Below are 13,451 nucleotides of genomic sequence, written 5' to 3'. Positions count from 1 at the left end.
AATTTCATGAAATATTTACCTTACAAAGTATTTGTGGCCACATTATATATATGTATGCCGTGCGAAAAATGTTATGACACTTTTTCTTATCCTTTTTCTTTTATACTTTGCAAGTTGTCTCACTATGATGAAATTCACCATCTATTTCTACTTGAATGGTGACATGTTCTACATGAAACTTCTCCTTCAATACATCCGTAGCCTCTTTTAATACATTTTGCGTTTCATTACCTTTAATAATCAAGTGGCAAGTTAATACTTGAAAATCCGATGTGACAGACCATATGTGCAAATCATGAACTTCTTTTACAACCGGAATATTTAATAATGTACTTTTTACCTCTTCAACATTTATGTGCTGTGGTGCACCTTCCATTAATATATGAACCGTATCACGTGTGACACGCCATCCACTAATAATGACTAAAATAGACACAAGAATACTAGCAATCGCATCTGCAGCAGTCCATCCGAAAAATTTAATAAATAGCGCAGCAATAATCGCTCCAACTGATCCTAATAGATCGCCTAATACGTGTAAGAAAGCACTTCTTAAATTCAAATTACCTTTCACATCGCCGCCTCTCATTAATATCCAAGCTGATAAAATATTAATAAGCAGACCAAGTACAGCAATAATGAGCATTCCATTACTAGCAATCTCAACTGGTTCTTTAAAACGGCGAATTGCTTCAATAAAAATGTATACTGAAATGACAATAAGAACGACACCGTTGCATAATGCCGCTAACATTTCGACTCGCTTATATCCATATGTTTTCGCAATTGTTGCTGTTTTTTCTCCGAGCTTAAACGCCAGTAAACTTAAAGCTAAAGATACTGCATCACTTAGCATATGCCCCGCGTCAGATAGTAGTGCTAAGCCATTTGTTACAAATCCCCCAATAACTTCAGCAATCATAAAACTTGTTGTTAGTAAGAATGCAAGTAGTAACGCCTTTTTATTTTTTGAATGACCATGATCATGTGAATGTCCCATACAAATGCTCCTTTAAGTGCAATATCTGTACATTAGTATGAAACAAACTCCCCGTCTTTATCCCGTATTAACTGCCCGTAAACGCCCGCTTCCTCTGTATACACACTTCGCTACTTTTTAAATAAGTCCTTTTTCTCAACAAAAAATAAGACTACTTCTTTTTCAACTTCATATTGTTTACTAATGAAAGAATTTTTAAGGAGGTTACGAAAATGAAACGTTTATTTCTCTGTATGGAGCGTGAACTTGTTGTAGTGAAAGAACAATATGGTAACTATGAAACAGCGTATCACTTACAAAATATGCAGCCTACCTGTATCGCTGTTGATCCATTTCAAAAGAATCGTGTATATTGCGGAACATTTGGACGAGGTCTCTGGTTAAGTGACGATAGCGGAGATTCATGGAGACCGATTGGAGATTCTTATCGTTACTTTGATTTCCCGAAAGAGGATGGTATTTTACACTCTTCTATTACTTCCATTACGATAAGCCCTAATGAACAAGTTAACGGATATGGCGTCGTTTATGTTGGCACAGAACCGAGCGCTTTATTCCGCTCTGAAAATGGTGGTGAAACGTGGACGGAACTTAAAAATATGAAATCATTATTATCTTCTTATACGTGGGCTTTCCCGCCTAGACCTTTTACTCATCACGTACGCTGGATTACAGTTGATCCAAACAATCCAAATACAATTCATGTTTCAATTGAAGCTGGTGCTGTTATTCAAAGTAACGATAAAGGGCATACATGGATTGATAAAAAATTCGGTGCTCCTATCGATGCTCATCAACTACTCATGCACCCTGAAGCCCCAAATCGCCTTTATGCATCATGTGGTGATGGGTTTATGGGCGGACCTGATCGCGCATACCTTGAAAGTTATAACAGCGGAAACAACTGGATTTCATGTAGTGACGGACTGGAGCATCATTATTTATATAGCATGGCTATCGATCCAGCTGATTGCGATACAATTCTCGTTTCTGCTGCACCGAGTGCTGATCTTGCTCATCACCGTATTCCTTATGAATCTTATATTTATCGTAAAACAAAAGATACTCCGTTCCAGCAAGTACAGCAAGGACTACCATCAGCAATCGGTACAGTCATTTCGATGCTTGCGACAAATCCAGCAGAACCACATACGTTTTACACTTTAAATAACAATGGCGTGTTTCAATCCAATGATAGCGGCGAATCATGGGAACAACTAAATATTCCTTGGAAAGATGAATATAAAACGCAACATCCTCATGCGTTACTCGTGACTAGTTCTTAAGGAGAAAAAGACTGCCTAATCGTTTTAGGCAGTCTTTCTTTTATTTCTTTAAATCAATTACGATGTCATCTAAAACAATACCCTTATTGCCTCCCAGTTTTCGAGACACGAAACTCTCCTTTACGTGTCCTCCAACTATTGTTACCGAGCCATAATTTTCAGGAGTGTGAATTCTTAAATTAACGTGAGGCGTTATTATTAGTTTGGTTGCATTCTCATTGAGTTGTTGGAATGTTTTACTCCAATTAAAATTATAAGAATCCTCACCTGAGCCTCCATTTCCTTCCCCAGAATACTGATTACCTAAATCATCACTCACTTCTAAATCGATATCCACCCCATCCCATACACCCCTTATTTCTTGAGATACTTCTTGGTTATAGTATAAAATAAAAGACATTGGTGTTATTTCCATTCTCTCCATATTTACTTTTACACCATCTTTTTCTGTACTACCTCTAATCAATTGCTCTTTATTTTCTATTCCTCTTAGATTAATATTAAAATTCCAATCTCCCTTTATCGTTTCCTCTGTTTCTAAAATGTCTATACTTTTTATACTCCATTCAATGTTCACTGTAGTTTCTTTACTACTAACTAGATCGCTACTTGTTTTTATTAAACCTGTATATTTTCTATCAGCGACTTTAGTAATTTCATTGCTTCCTGATTGGACACCTGCTCCTTTAATAGTTAAAAAATCCAATGTACTTGGATTTCCGCCTAAATCTCTGTTACTTTCTATAGAATAGTTTATTGATACTGTCTTCCCATCGAAAATTGCATCATTTATCGTTATCTTAATTCCATTGCTTTCTTTTGTCATATTTAGTACTGTGGCGTATTGTTGATAATTATAATGAAGCTCCGTTTTCTTCTCTGCGTCCGCTTTATAATTTTCATATAACCCTGTTCTACCATTATCTAAAAATCGGAATATATCACCTACAATTGGCAATCCCCCTGCATATGTAGGAAATCCAATACCAAGCGTTGCAACTGATAACCCTACTAAAATAGATGCAGCAGCGACACCTTTTTTCCAACTTTTCATCTTTTTCTTCATACGTATCGATTGTTTTACATTGCGCTTCACTTTTTCTTTTTCAATTTCAGAAGCTTCAATTTCCTCAAGTTCTTTTTCATCTATATCAATATCATTTAATAGTTCATAAATGTCTTTCATATTGCACTACCTCCAAAACTAATATTCGTAGCATTTTGTTGTAGTTTCTTTTTCCCCCGGTACACTCGATTATCGATTGCTGCCCGGGTTAATCCTAACTTGTCTCCTATTTCCTCGGTCTTCATACCGAGAAGATATTTCATAATGAACACTTTTTGATCTAACGGTTCTAATTGATTAATAAGCTTCAATAATTCTTCTCTATCTTCCATAACGATTAATTCGTCTTCTGCTGATTTCTCCGTACTGATATGAAATTCATCCGAAATAATTTCTACTTTTTTAGTCGCTTTCCGGTAATAATCAATTGCTTTAAACTTCGCAATTGCCGCAATCCATTTTTTAAAATCACTCGGCTCTCCATGAAACTTATTTGCATTATTCCAAATGGATAGGAAAATATCATTTACACATTCCTCTATCAATCCATCATTTTGAACTGGAAAAAGAACTTTGTGCGTGATTCCCTTTATGAGTGGTAAATATGTATCGACAACAAATTCTAGCGCATCTTCTTTTTGCCGCTTTAATCTTTTTATATAATTTTTCTCATTTGATTTCATGTAGCGATTCCCCTTATTTTTTTGTAAAAGCTTTTACACCCTATATAACGTCTTAAAAAATATTTTCTCTCATCTTTTTATTATTTTTTGTATGTAATGGAATACTTTCCCTTAGCCATTGTCTCACATAACTATGCATTCAAAGAAAATTTTCTCAAGTCTGTAATTTAATTCATGTAGTACACTATTTATATAGTCATTCTTTAACTTAGTGTACATTTTATTTCGTTAATCTACTTTTTAAAATTAGGAGATGAGATGTGTATGTGTGGAATTACAGGTTGGGTAAATTGGAATAAAGATCTTTCTAATGAACATGTTATTTTAGAAAATATGGTAAATAGTATTCAGCATCGTGGTCCTGATGCTGAAGGATTTTGGTTTTCACCTCGTGCGGCCTTTGCACACCGGCGTTTAATTGTAATTGATCCAGAAGGCGGAACACAGCCGAAGACATTTCGTACTGGTGATTATACGTATGCTCTTACTTATAATGGGGAAATTTATAATTTCCGTGAGCTGAGGGAACAACTTCAAAAATGTGGTCATACATTTGAAACGCATTCAGATACAGAAGTGTTACTACATGCTTATTTAGAATGGAAAGAAGACTGCGTACAACATTTAAACGGCATTTTCGCTTTCGCCTTATGGGATGATCAGAAGCAACAACTGTTTTTAGCTCGTGATCATTTAGGCGTAAAACCACTCTTTTATACAGAAAGAAATGACAGTATTATTTTCGGCTCTGAAATAAAAGCATTATTAGCTCATCCATCTGTCCCTGCTGAAATTGATGCGAATGGCATAAATGAAATATTTGGATTAGGCTTATTTCGAACTCCAGGATGTGGCGTCTTTAAACATATTCAGGAAGTGCGTGCCGGACATTCTATAACATTTACACGTGATAAAAAAGTGGTTCAAAAGTATTGGAATTTAGAAAGTAAGATCCATACAGATTCTATAGAAGATACATCATCACATATTTTATCTATTTTACAAGATACAGTAAAAAGACAATTAATTGCCGACGTCCCTCTCGTTTGCATGTTATCAGGAGGATTAGATTCTAGCGGTATTACTGCACTAGCGGGGAAAGAATTTGCTGCTGAAAATAAAACACTTCATACGTATTCCGTTGACTTCGTAAATAGCGCAAAAGATTTCGAGCTGACATTTGCTCGCACTGGTTTAGACGCTCCTTGGGTAAAACGCGTTTCTGAACATGTAGGGACATCTCATCATGATATTATTGTGAATGCTGAAGAATTAGCAAAACACTTATTCGTTCCCCTTCGTGCAAAAGATTTACCGAGCGCTGGTGAAATGGAAACTTCACTATATTTACTATTTTGCGAAATGAAAAAAGATGCGACCGTAGCTTTATCCGGCGAATCTGCTGATGAAGTATTCGGTGGATACCCTTGGTTTCATCAAGAAGAATTACTATATGTAGATAAATTTCCTTGGCTAACAAATTGGAAAAATACATCTCCTCTTCTACTAAATGAAGTAAGTAACCAATGTAACTTAGAAAACTATATTGATACACGATTCCAAGAAGCGGTTCTTGAAGTACCTACTCTTGAAGGCGAAAGTAAAAAATCCGCGAAACAACGTCAAATGTTTTATTTATTTTTAACGAGATTTCTCCCATTCTTACTTGACCGTAAAGACCGTATGAGTATGGCTGTAGGATTTGAAGTTCGTGTACCATTTTGCGATTATAGATTAGTTGAATATTTATGGAACGTTCCTTTCAACATAAAAAGCATTGATAATATTGAAAAAGGCATTTTACGTAGAGCACTGAAACCTGCTTTACCTGACGATGTACGCAATAGAAGAAAAAGTGCGTATCCAACTTCACAAGACCCACATTATTTACAAACAATCCGTCATTTATCACTCGACATGTGCAGTAATAAAAACAATCCTATTTTCTCACTTATTAATCATTCCACATTACTTGCCATTGCCGATCAGAGTAATAAAGAAATTAACAATTTCGAAGCAAGAAGTGCTATGGAATATATGCTTCAAGTAAATGAATGGTTAAAAACGTATCACATCCATATCGCTTAACAAAAAGGAGTTCAAGGACAAAAACCTTGAACTCCTTTTTATATTAATTAGCACATTGTTTATTTTCAGTGTCAATGGACCATCCAATAATTGTGGCGCAATCTCTACCTTTCCACTGCAGTACATTTGTTAATACTGGTTCAATCTGCAAGCAACTTCCGTCGTGCAATATTTCTATTAAAGATTGCTCATCATCAAACCTTCGTTTATCACACTCTAAAATACCGTCCGTTGCCATTACAATGTGATTCATTCCTTTTTCTAATCCTCTTACACCTGACGTAAAGCAAGGTGTATTTGCAGCGAAAATATTTTTCCTACCGATATATTCGTAATTCTTCCGTTTATTTAATCGCCCTTTTCCATTTTTCGTTTTCTCAGAATGAAATAAATAAGCGAAGCAATCACCAACTGATAGCCAATATAAAAATTCACCTTTTCGTAAACATATTAAACATGCAAGTTCCTCATCCTCTTGATCACATTTTTCAATAAACAACTCATCTGTAAATAACGCTAATAAGTACATATGTGTATGATGAAAAGCTAAATGTATCGGGTAGGAAAATAACTCTTTTAGTTTCTCTTTTCTTTCTGAAATTGCTTCTATTATATAATCTATATTTTTTGTTTTGTGGTGTGTATCAAAAATCATAACAAATTCAAATTGTAATTCAGGATCCCACCAAGCAAGCACCGCATCTCCTCGTTCAAATGCATCACTCTCTTGATTCCCCCCATATACGCCGACTGAAAGAGGACCACATTTTTCAACATGTATTTCATCTACATACATCTGTTCATGACTCATCCATTTGAATGTATTCACAGCTATCATCCTCTCTCTTGCTAAATGTATACCTTTACACATAGATTACCTTATATTTCAATAAAAATAAACTTTTTCAATATTTTTTATCCAAATAAAAGGATTTTACTTCTAAGTTAACGAATATATCTTATTATACGATATAAAAACAGGGGGATATATTATTATGAAAGACATCAATGAACATTGGGAAAGCATTTATTATCACTTACGATATGAGTATGAAGACAACCTTTCCCACCAAGCTATTCGTATTTTACAAATCGTTTCTCGTGAGAAAGATATAACAATTGGAAAAGTTGCTACTGAGCTTAGTCTCTCTCATAACACAGCGTCTGAGCATGTAAAGCGCCTTATTCAAAAAGGATTTATCATAAAAGAAAGAAACAAACAAGATGAACGAGTGGTGAACCTTACATTAACGAAAGAAGGAATTGAAGTATTAGAAAAGCATACTTTACTAGATAAAGAAAAGATAAAAATATTAGAATCTCAGTTATCAAAAGAAGAACAACAATTAATAGAAAAAGCCTTTTCGTTATTAGCGAAGGAGGCAAAGTATGCATTTCCTCGTTAAAGTAATTGTTTCGGCACTTATTATCGGCGTTATTACTGAAGTCGCTAAACATTTTAGTACGATAGGCGGCTTTATTGCTGCCCTTCCTCTCGTAAGTTTACTAAGCCTATTTTGGATTTCTTTCGAAGGCGGGAACAAACAAGAATTGAGCCAATTTGCTATAGGCGTATTATATGGATTTCCTGCATCCGCACTACTATTATTTATCGTCTATATTGGTTTAAAAAATTCGTTTTCACTTAGTACATCTGTCCTATTCGGTATAGGTGTTTGGTGCATTGTTTTTGCTTGTCAAAAATTATTTCAAGCTTAGGTGGGGATTATTATTCGTAAAATTGTAGAGGTATTAGGAAAAAATATAGAAGTAAATATAAAAGGAAGTAGTAAACAAACTGTAGTCATTCAAACCGGAATGAGTTGTTCGTTTTATGATTGGCTTCCTATTATAGAAAAGCTTTCACAACATTTTACAGTCGTTTCATACCATCGCCCAGGTTACGGAAGAAGTCAATTAGGGAATTATTCGCGTACTACAAGACAAGTGACAAAAGAGCTACATATGTTACTACAGAAATTAGCTATTCACGAGCCTATCATTCTAATTGGTCATTCCTATGGAGGCTTATGTGCACAACATTTTGCGATGTTACATGAAGATAAGTTGCAAGCACTTATTTTAGTTGATTCTACTTCTATGAACTTACACCGATTAGATGAACTTCATTTACCAATTTCTGATCAGACTGATTCTGATGATATGTGGCTGCAAAAATATAATACATACTCCCAAATGGATGTAGACATGCTTTCTAATGAACTAAAACCAATGCTAGCCGATCAATCAAGACAGCAAATTGAATTTTCTACCTCTCCTTCATTATATAAAGCGACAGCTTCTGAACTATGTGAGTGGAAAAATTGTGCCCGCTCAATAAAAGAGCTATATAAAACATTAGAAACACCTTTAATCGTTATAGGTAGAGACCCTCAATATTCTATTACTAAGTTGACTGCGGACGGCATGCCAAAAGAGGAAGCGATACAACTTGAAGCAATGTGGCAAAAACTGCTTCATGAACAATTACAAATCTCAATAAATAGCCAATATATAGTTGCTGAACATGCTAGTCATGGGATAGAAAATGATCGACCAGATATGATCATCGAAGCGGTTCACTCCCTAAAAATAAAAAAAGGAAGCAACTAAAGCTGCTTCCTTACTTATCTATTCATAATCTTCTTCATCATCGATTTCTTCGTAATACGAATTCCCATTACTTACATATATAGGGCCATTCGCAACATCAATACGTAATACCCATGCCCATGGCACAGCTAAACGCTTATGTATTGCTCGCCAAAAGCTCATTGATTTTCTTTCGTACTCCTGGAACTCCTGAAGTAACTCTTTGTAGGAGGAACCGTCTAACTGAATATTTGCTTCTAACAAACGAGAATGGGCATAGTACTGCAGCTCTAGTTCAGCAGCAATTTCCATTTCTTCTTCCGTTGCCATACCAATAATTGTTCCATCTGCTGGTGCAATTTCATATACGTTGTGAACTTCAATAAGCCCTTCTTTCTCTTTCTCAAACATGTAAACAGCCTCCTTTAACATATATTTTTTATGTTACAAAGTCATACTTCTACAATAACATCTCTCTTTCCTCTTTTTTTGATAAACTTTTACAAATTATTTATCTGATAATCTGTAGACTCTAATCTTTCAGCAGAACTGAAACGATTATTATCAAAAACTAATTTATACACATCAGGCATATGAATGGTTTTCCAAAACTGAAAATCATATTGCGAATCAAAATAATTCATAAGTAATACCATAATATTCCCATGCGTACCTATTACAATATTCTTACCTTTATATTTTTTTAATATACTTTGCATACATATTACAGCCCGTCTTTGAGCTACATCATTTGATTCTCCGCCTTCGTATGCAAAACTCCAATCTTCCCACACATTCTCAATAGCATCATTAAAATCTGCTACTGGCTCTGAACTTAATAACCTTTCTCGTAAATCTTCTTCTATTTGTATCGATATATTATATGTATTCGCAATTTCTTGTACAGTTTGAATTGCTCTTTTGTACGGGCTAGAGATCACAACATCTATATGTTTATCTTTTAATAAGCGCGTTACATTCTCTGCATCACAATGCCCCTTTTCAGATAAAGGCCGTTCCCGTTCTTCTTTTGTATATGTAGAGTGGGCATGGCGAACGAAATATATTGTCGTCATTTATCCATCTCCCTTTTCCGTTTTTATCCAAATTCAATACATTACCATCAAATCCCTTTACCTTTATAATAAGTGCTGTCAAATTTAAATGTTGATTTTCATATTAATAAAAGGGAAACACCTCATATGGTATTTCCCTCAATTAAAATAGACTACATTCAATTAAATACTTTATCAATTTTATTTCTATCGTATTCTAATATCCAATCATTATATGTATGATAAATATCCCTAATTGTATTAGGGGAGGTAGCTAATACATCACAACCTCTATCATCATAAACGTGAAATATAGTATTCTTGTTAACATTTATAAAATACACCCTATGAAAAATACTCGGTTTTATTCCCATATCTTGATTACAAATTGCTTTTAGCATAGGAATGTATGTAAAGTCAGAGATTTTACATTTCAAAGTATATCTATGTGTTTTATATGCTCCGTCTTCATCGTCTTCTGGAAAAACATAAGGGATTGTATTTTTCTGTAACTTAAACAAATCGGACTTCTCTTTTACATACTTAGAAAAGATATTCAATTTCTGTTTGAAAGTTTCACCGTCTGCATAGTCATTTACATCCACTACGATATAAATATCATCTTCTGTTGCATGTAAAGACTGAAATAAAGTAATCGCTCTATTATAAACGCCTTCTAAATATGGGCAGTTTTCATAAATGTTATTGTAATCATAGTTCACACCTAATCTAAAGCGAATACCAATATCCCCATTATAAAATAGAGGTGGTCTAAGTTCTAAATTTGGAAACGTTTCAAGCATATACTCATTCAACCCCATCTCAACACCTACCTTTAATAGCATCTTGTTTACATAATAAAATTATTCTATTATAATTTATTTCTGAATTCCTCACTTGTTATAATATCTCGAATAAAATAGTCTACATTATTTCTCAGCTTTTGATATGCAACTTGATCTTCTATATCGTTAAACATAATGACAACTTCTACTTTATTCCCTTTCTTATCTGTAGTATACAAGCTTTTTGTCAATACGAATGCGGTAGAACCACCTTTTTGACCAGCATATTCGAACTTACTATTTTTAACTGTTCCTTTGAAAATGTTCTCGATTTCTTCTTGCATTGATTTTGGAAAATAATTTCTACTATTTATCTTTTCCATTATACTCATATAATCTTTGGCGTTTGCACCCACTAATCGATCTGACCAAATTCGCTGAAATTCCATATCTACCTTTAATGGGATATCCCGTTTTTTCCATTCTTCTTCATCTTTCATCCATTCATGTATTTGTAACACATGTTTATTATACTCATCCTTTGACATGTTACGTATCATTTCTAACGATTGATTTTCTGGCTCATGAAGCTCTTTTTCTACATACCCTCTCATATATAATGAAGCAGTATACGAAGAGAACTTGTCATGACTAGTAAGCTCTAACTCTTTTATACTTTCATTTACTCTTTCTATTCCAAGCTTATCTAACAAATATGTTGTATTTGCATTAGAACTATAATGAATCATCCCTTTAGCGACTTCTTCTAAAGCGATCTGTCCATTTTTCACTAATTCTCTCGCTTTAGCATCTTCTAACCAGTCAGGATGCGCTCCACCATCAGTGTTTTTAACGTAATATTTTTCTAACTCGTGCAATGAAATTTGTTCATCTCGACTTATTTTTCCTTCTGACACTTGCTTAGCAAATTCAACTGCTATGACGATTTTCGCCGTACTCGCTAATGGTAATTTTTTATTTGTATTTATAGAAGTTAATACTTCTCCATTTCTTTTAATAAATAATGAGCATGTTTCATCATCTTTATGTTCTTTTATGTACTTTAATACATAACCAGGATCTTCTTTTGACAAATAGTACTTCATAATGACAAAGAAAGCTATAACGGCTACTATAATCACTCCTGCAACAATTCCTATAATCTTTAATATGTTCACAATATGCCCCCTCTAATAAATCCGCTTCTATATAATCATTATAACGAATCAAATTACAAATTTATACAAAATAGAGTAACTCTTCCTAAAAAAGAAAGAGTTACTCTATTTCACATGCTGTTATTTGTCCATTTAACGTAACAACTATATTTGAGCCGTCACTTTCTTTAACACTTTTTAGTCGATTTGAATTAGGAGGACCAATTACAACTGACTCCTTAATTGGCGAAAGTTCCTTCCCTAATTTTTCTGCACTTACACCATATGCAGCTTGAAATACTTCTGGTGGTGTTAATCTAAGTATGTCTGACCCTTCTACTGTTTCAAACTGATCATTATTGAAGAACAAATGTAATTGTACTTCTTCTGTTACCGCTGTAATCCAATGCCACCATCCCATTGGAATAAATACAGTTTGCCCCGCTTTTACATGATAATTTTGCAATTGATTCGTTTCAGGATTTAAAATGGATGTAACTGCTTCTCCTGATACAACAACATCCAACTCCCACGCATTCGGATGCCAATGCGGTTCCCGCATATGCCCTTTTGTCATAAATAAATCAACAAACGCTCCTCCTATCATCGCCGGTAACTGCGTTGACGTAACTTCATAGGCAACGTTTTTCTCATCCCTTTTAAAAAAGACATTTTTTCTCGAATCAAAGAAAAGATTTGGAGTTCCTGAACTTTTCTTTAAATTTTTATTATCTGGAACATAACCTGAACTACTCATTTTATCCCTCTTTTCCACTCCGAACATTTCGACTTTCACACTGTATCGTATGGAAAAAATGTATGAATGTGCCTAAGCATTGATATAACAAAAAAACATGCCTTCATAAGGAGAGCATGTTTTATGATATTCTTCACATTGATTAGCTAAAAATAACTTTTTACTTACCATGATGTAACATTAAATCACTAAGTTCTTCTTCAATGTGATTTAATTTCGCAACGCCTTCTTTCCATTTATGAATATAACGTGAAACCCCAACGAAAAATAAAACGATAATTGTGGAAAGAATAATACCATACACGATTGCTACAGTACTCATAGTTACACTTCCTTGTAATTAGTAATGTGGTTATTAGTTATATTTTTATTATAAACCTTTTTCTTTTAAAATACTTCGATTTCAACTTTTTGTAACAAAATTGATTTTTCTAATATTTCGTTCATAAAAATGGCATATTTTTCACAAATTATACAAAACTTCACCTTATGTACTATTACCATATGAGTTATATTATTTAATAGGAAAAAGGGGATGATATAGTATGACGACTTGGTTTATTGTAATGTTAGTTGTATTTGGAGCATTTAAAATTATCGTTTCTAGCCTTCCCAACTCTGTTATTGAATCCATTATTAGTAAGTACGAAACACATCCACAGCTTGAAGAAGCGAATGCGACTGTTACAATCAATGGAAATAACGTAGAAGGCGAAAAGAAATCCAAAATTATTCATGATTTTAACGAAGGTTTATTTTTAGATCGCTATTATGCACCGCCACATAATGAGGGTACTCCTTTAATTATTCATGCAAAACGTGGCAAAAAAGATTTTACATTTTATATTTATAGTCATGAAGAGCATGTTGATGTTGTTAAGCAACATAAAAAGAAAGTAGTTGCTTATAGTTTACGCTCTAAAAATCTTCAAAATAGTGATATGTTCGTGTCAGCTGATTTAGCGTAATACTCATATATAAA

At 34.0% G+C, this 13,451-nt stretch carries 17 protein-coding genes; 6 read left to right on the top strand and 11 right to left on the bottom strand.

Annotation, left to right across the window (positions count from 1 at the left end; translation table 11 throughout):
- Window positions 1-100 precede the first annotated feature (100 nt).
- On the bottom strand, window positions 101-1,000 hold the full coding sequence (locus tag ACYVEC_RS10840) for a cation diffusion facilitator family transporter (RefSeq protein WP_460506360.1): 900 nt from the start codon (window positions 998-1,000) through the stop codon (window positions 101-103).
- 212 nt (window positions 1,001-1,212) lie between these two features.
- On the opposite strand from ACYVEC_RS10840, the gene ACYVEC_RS10835 reads away from it, so the two are divergent.
- On the top strand, window positions 1,213-2,286 hold the full coding sequence (locus ACYVEC_RS10835) for a WD40/YVTN/BNR-like repeat-containing protein (protein ID WP_460506357.1): 1,074 nt from the start codon (window positions 1,213-1,215) through the stop codon (window positions 2,284-2,286).
- 40 nt (window positions 2,287-2,326) lie between these two features.
- On the opposite strand, the gene ACYVEC_RS10830 is transcribed toward ACYVEC_RS10835, so the two are convergent.
- Complete coding sequence (locus tag ACYVEC_RS10830) at window positions 2,327-3,472, bottom strand: DUF4179 domain-containing protein (protein WP_098555096.1); 1,146 nt, start codon at window positions 3,470-3,472, stop codon at window positions 2,327-2,329.
- A complete protein-coding gene (locus ACYVEC_RS10825; RefSeq protein WP_098555095.1) occupies window positions 3,469-4,035 on the bottom strand; it encodes a sigma-70 family RNA polymerase sigma factor in 567 nt (188 codons plus the stop codon). The genes ACYVEC_RS10830 and ACYVEC_RS10825 overlap by 4 nt, the downstream gene beginning before the upstream one ends.
- 264 nt (window positions 4,036-4,299) lie before the next feature.
- Between ACYVEC_RS10825 and asnB the strand changes: the two genes are divergently transcribed.
- A complete protein-coding gene (gene asnB / locus ACYVEC_RS10820; protein ID WP_098555093.1) occupies window positions 4,300-6,123 on the top strand; it encodes an asparagine synthase (glutamine-hydrolyzing) in 1,824 nt (607 codons plus the stop codon).
- A gap of 43 nt (window positions 6,124-6,166) precedes the next feature.
- Here the strand turns inward: asnB and ACYVEC_RS10815 are convergent, their stop codons facing one another.
- On the bottom strand, window positions 6,167-6,994 hold the full coding sequence (locus ACYVEC_RS10815) for a protein phosphatase 2C domain-containing protein (RefSeq protein WP_063224040.1): 828 nt from the start codon (window positions 6,992-6,994) through the stop codon (window positions 6,167-6,169).
- A 124-nt stretch (window positions 6,995-7,118) separates the two neighbouring features.
- On the opposite strand from ACYVEC_RS10815, the gene ACYVEC_RS10810 reads away from it, so the two are divergent.
- The 3 genes from ACYVEC_RS10810 to ACYVEC_RS10800 are packed head-to-tail and all read left to right on the top strand — an operon-like array spanning window position 7,119 to window position 8,736.
- Window positions 7,119-7,529, top strand: a complete 411-nt coding sequence (locus tag ACYVEC_RS10810) for a MarR family winged helix-turn-helix transcriptional regulator (RefSeq protein ID WP_063224041.1) — start codon at window positions 7,119-7,121, stop codon at window positions 7,527-7,529.
- Window positions 7,513-7,842 carry a DUF3147 family protein gene (locus ACYVEC_RS10805; RefSeq protein ID WP_242251318.1) on the top strand — a complete coding sequence of 110 codons (330 nt, stop codon included), beginning with the start codon at window positions 7,513-7,515 and terminating at the stop codon, window positions 7,840-7,842. The genes ACYVEC_RS10810 and ACYVEC_RS10805 overlap by 17 nt, the downstream gene beginning before the upstream one ends.
- Window positions 7,843-7,899: 57 nt before the next feature.
- On the top strand, window positions 7,900-8,736 hold the full coding sequence (locus ACYVEC_RS10800) for an alpha/beta hydrolase (protein ID WP_231428570.1): 837 nt from the start codon (window positions 7,900-7,902) through the stop codon (window positions 8,734-8,736).
- Between the two features lie 18 nt (window positions 8,737-8,754).
- Here the strand turns inward: ACYVEC_RS10800 and ACYVEC_RS10795 are convergent, their stop codons facing one another.
- The 7 genes from ACYVEC_RS10795 to ACYVEC_RS10765 all read right to left on the bottom strand — a co-directional run bounded on the left by ACYVEC_RS10795 (window position 8,755) and on the right by ACYVEC_RS10765 (window position 12,973).
- Window positions 8,755-9,126: a hypothetical protein gene (locus tag ACYVEC_RS10795; RefSeq protein ID WP_000461767.1), complete on the bottom strand. Its 372-nt coding sequence runs from the start codon at window positions 9,124-9,126 to the stop codon at window positions 8,755-8,757.
- 89 nt (window positions 9,127-9,215) lie between these two features.
- The gene (locus tag ACYVEC_RS10790; RefSeq protein ID WP_098555090.1) at window positions 9,216-9,791 is read right to left on the bottom strand and encodes a histidine phosphatase family protein; all 576 of its coding nucleotides are present in this window, start codon (window positions 9,789-9,791) and stop codon (window positions 9,216-9,218) included.
- A 158-nt stretch (window positions 9,792-9,949) separates the two neighbouring features.
- On the bottom strand, window positions 9,950-10,591 hold the full coding sequence (locus ACYVEC_RS10785; RefSeq protein ID WP_275718655.1) for a DUF3885 domain-containing protein: 642 nt from the start codon (window positions 10,589-10,591) through the stop codon (window positions 9,950-9,952).
- 50 nt (window positions 10,592-10,641) lie between these two features.
- A complete protein-coding gene (locus ACYVEC_RS10780) occupies window positions 10,642-11,733 on the bottom strand; it encodes a serine hydrolase (protein ID WP_199677555.1) in 1,092 nt (363 codons plus the stop codon).
- A 100-nt stretch (window positions 11,734-11,833) separates the two neighbouring features.
- The gene (locus ACYVEC_RS10775; RefSeq protein WP_336448479.1) at window positions 11,834-12,469 is read right to left on the bottom strand and encodes a cupin domain-containing protein; all 636 of its coding nucleotides are present in this window, start codon (window positions 12,467-12,469) and stop codon (window positions 11,834-11,836) included.
- Window positions 12,470-12,629: 160 nt separating this feature from the next.
- Window positions 12,630-12,791, bottom strand: a complete 162-nt coding sequence (locus ACYVEC_RS10770; RefSeq protein ID WP_000108701.1) for a hypothetical protein — start codon at window positions 12,789-12,791, stop codon at window positions 12,630-12,632.
- Between the two features lie 65 nt (window positions 12,792-12,856).
- Complete coding sequence (locus tag ACYVEC_RS10765) at window positions 12,857-12,973, bottom strand: hypothetical protein (protein ID WP_002052063.1); 117 nt, start codon at window positions 12,971-12,973, stop codon at window positions 12,857-12,859.
- A 41-nt stretch (window positions 12,974-13,014) separates the two neighbouring features.
- Here ACYVEC_RS10765 and ACYVEC_RS10760 point away from each other — a divergent pair, with 41 nt between their 5' ends.
- A complete protein-coding gene (locus ACYVEC_RS10760; RefSeq protein WP_098555084.1) occupies window positions 13,015-13,437 on the top strand; it encodes a YfmQ family protein in 423 nt (140 codons plus the stop codon).
- The last annotated feature ends 14 nt before the right edge of the window (window positions 13,438-13,451 follow it).

It is taken from the genome of Bacillus sp. MN7755 (assembly GCF_054771475.1).
This window is presented reverse-complemented; position numbering and strand designations above follow the sequence as displayed.

Excerpts from the sequence above, each read along its gene's own strand:
- ACYVEC_RS10765 (WP_002052063.1), bottom strand. The coding sequence starts at position 12,973 with ATGGTAATAGTACATAAGGTGAAGTTTTGTATAATTTGTGAAAAATAT.
- ACYVEC_RS10835 (WP_460506357.1), top strand. The coding sequence starts at position 1,213 with ATGAAACGTTTATTTCTCTGTATGGAGCGTGAACTTGTTGTAGTGAAA.
- asnB (WP_098555093.1), top strand. The coding sequence starts at position 4,300 with ATGTGTGGAATTACAGGTTGGGTAAATTGGAATAAAGATCTTTCTAAT.
- ACYVEC_RS10825 (WP_098555095.1), bottom strand. The coding sequence starts at position 4,035 with ATGAAATCAAATGAGAAAAATTATATAAAAAGATTAAAGCGGCAAAAA.
- ACYVEC_RS10830 (WP_098555096.1), bottom strand. The coding sequence starts at position 3,472 with ATGAAAGACATTTATGAACTATTAAATGATATTGATATAGATGAAAAA.
- ACYVEC_RS10795 (WP_000461767.1), bottom strand. The coding sequence starts at position 9,126 with ATGTTTGAGAAAGAGAAAGAAGGGCTTATTGAAGTTCACAACGTATAT.
- ACYVEC_RS10805 (WP_242251318.1), top strand. The coding sequence starts at position 7,513 with ATGCATTTCCTCGTTAAAGTAATTGTTTCGGCACTTATTATCGGCGTT.
- ACYVEC_RS10770 (WP_000108701.1), bottom strand. The coding sequence starts at position 12,791 with ATGAGTACTGTAGCAATCGTGTATGGTATTATTCTTTCCACAATTATC.
- ACYVEC_RS10810 (WP_063224041.1), top strand. The coding sequence starts at position 7,119 with ATGAAAGACATCAATGAACATTGGGAAAGCATTTATTATCACTTACGA.
- ACYVEC_RS10840 (WP_460506360.1), bottom strand. The coding sequence starts at position 1,000 with ATGGGACATTCACATGATCATGGTCATTCAAAAAATAAAAAGGCGTTA.
- ACYVEC_RS10790 (WP_098555090.1), bottom strand. The coding sequence starts at position 9,791 with ATGACGACAATATATTTCGTTCGCCATGCCCACTCTACATATACAAAA.
- ACYVEC_RS10775 (WP_336448479.1), bottom strand. The coding sequence starts at position 12,469 with ATGAGTAGTTCAGGTTATGTTCCAGATAATAAAAATTTAAAGAAAAGT.
- ACYVEC_RS10760 (WP_098555084.1), top strand. The coding sequence starts at position 13,015 with ATGACGACTTGGTTTATTGTAATGTTAGTTGTATTTGGAGCATTTAAA.
- ACYVEC_RS10785 (WP_275718655.1), bottom strand. The coding sequence starts at position 10,591 with ATGGGGTTGAATGAGTATATGCTTGAAACGTTTCCAAATTTAGAACTT.
- ACYVEC_RS10815 (WP_063224040.1), bottom strand. The coding sequence starts at position 6,994 with ATGTGTAAAGGTATACATTTAGCAAGAGAGAGGATGATAGCTGTGAAT.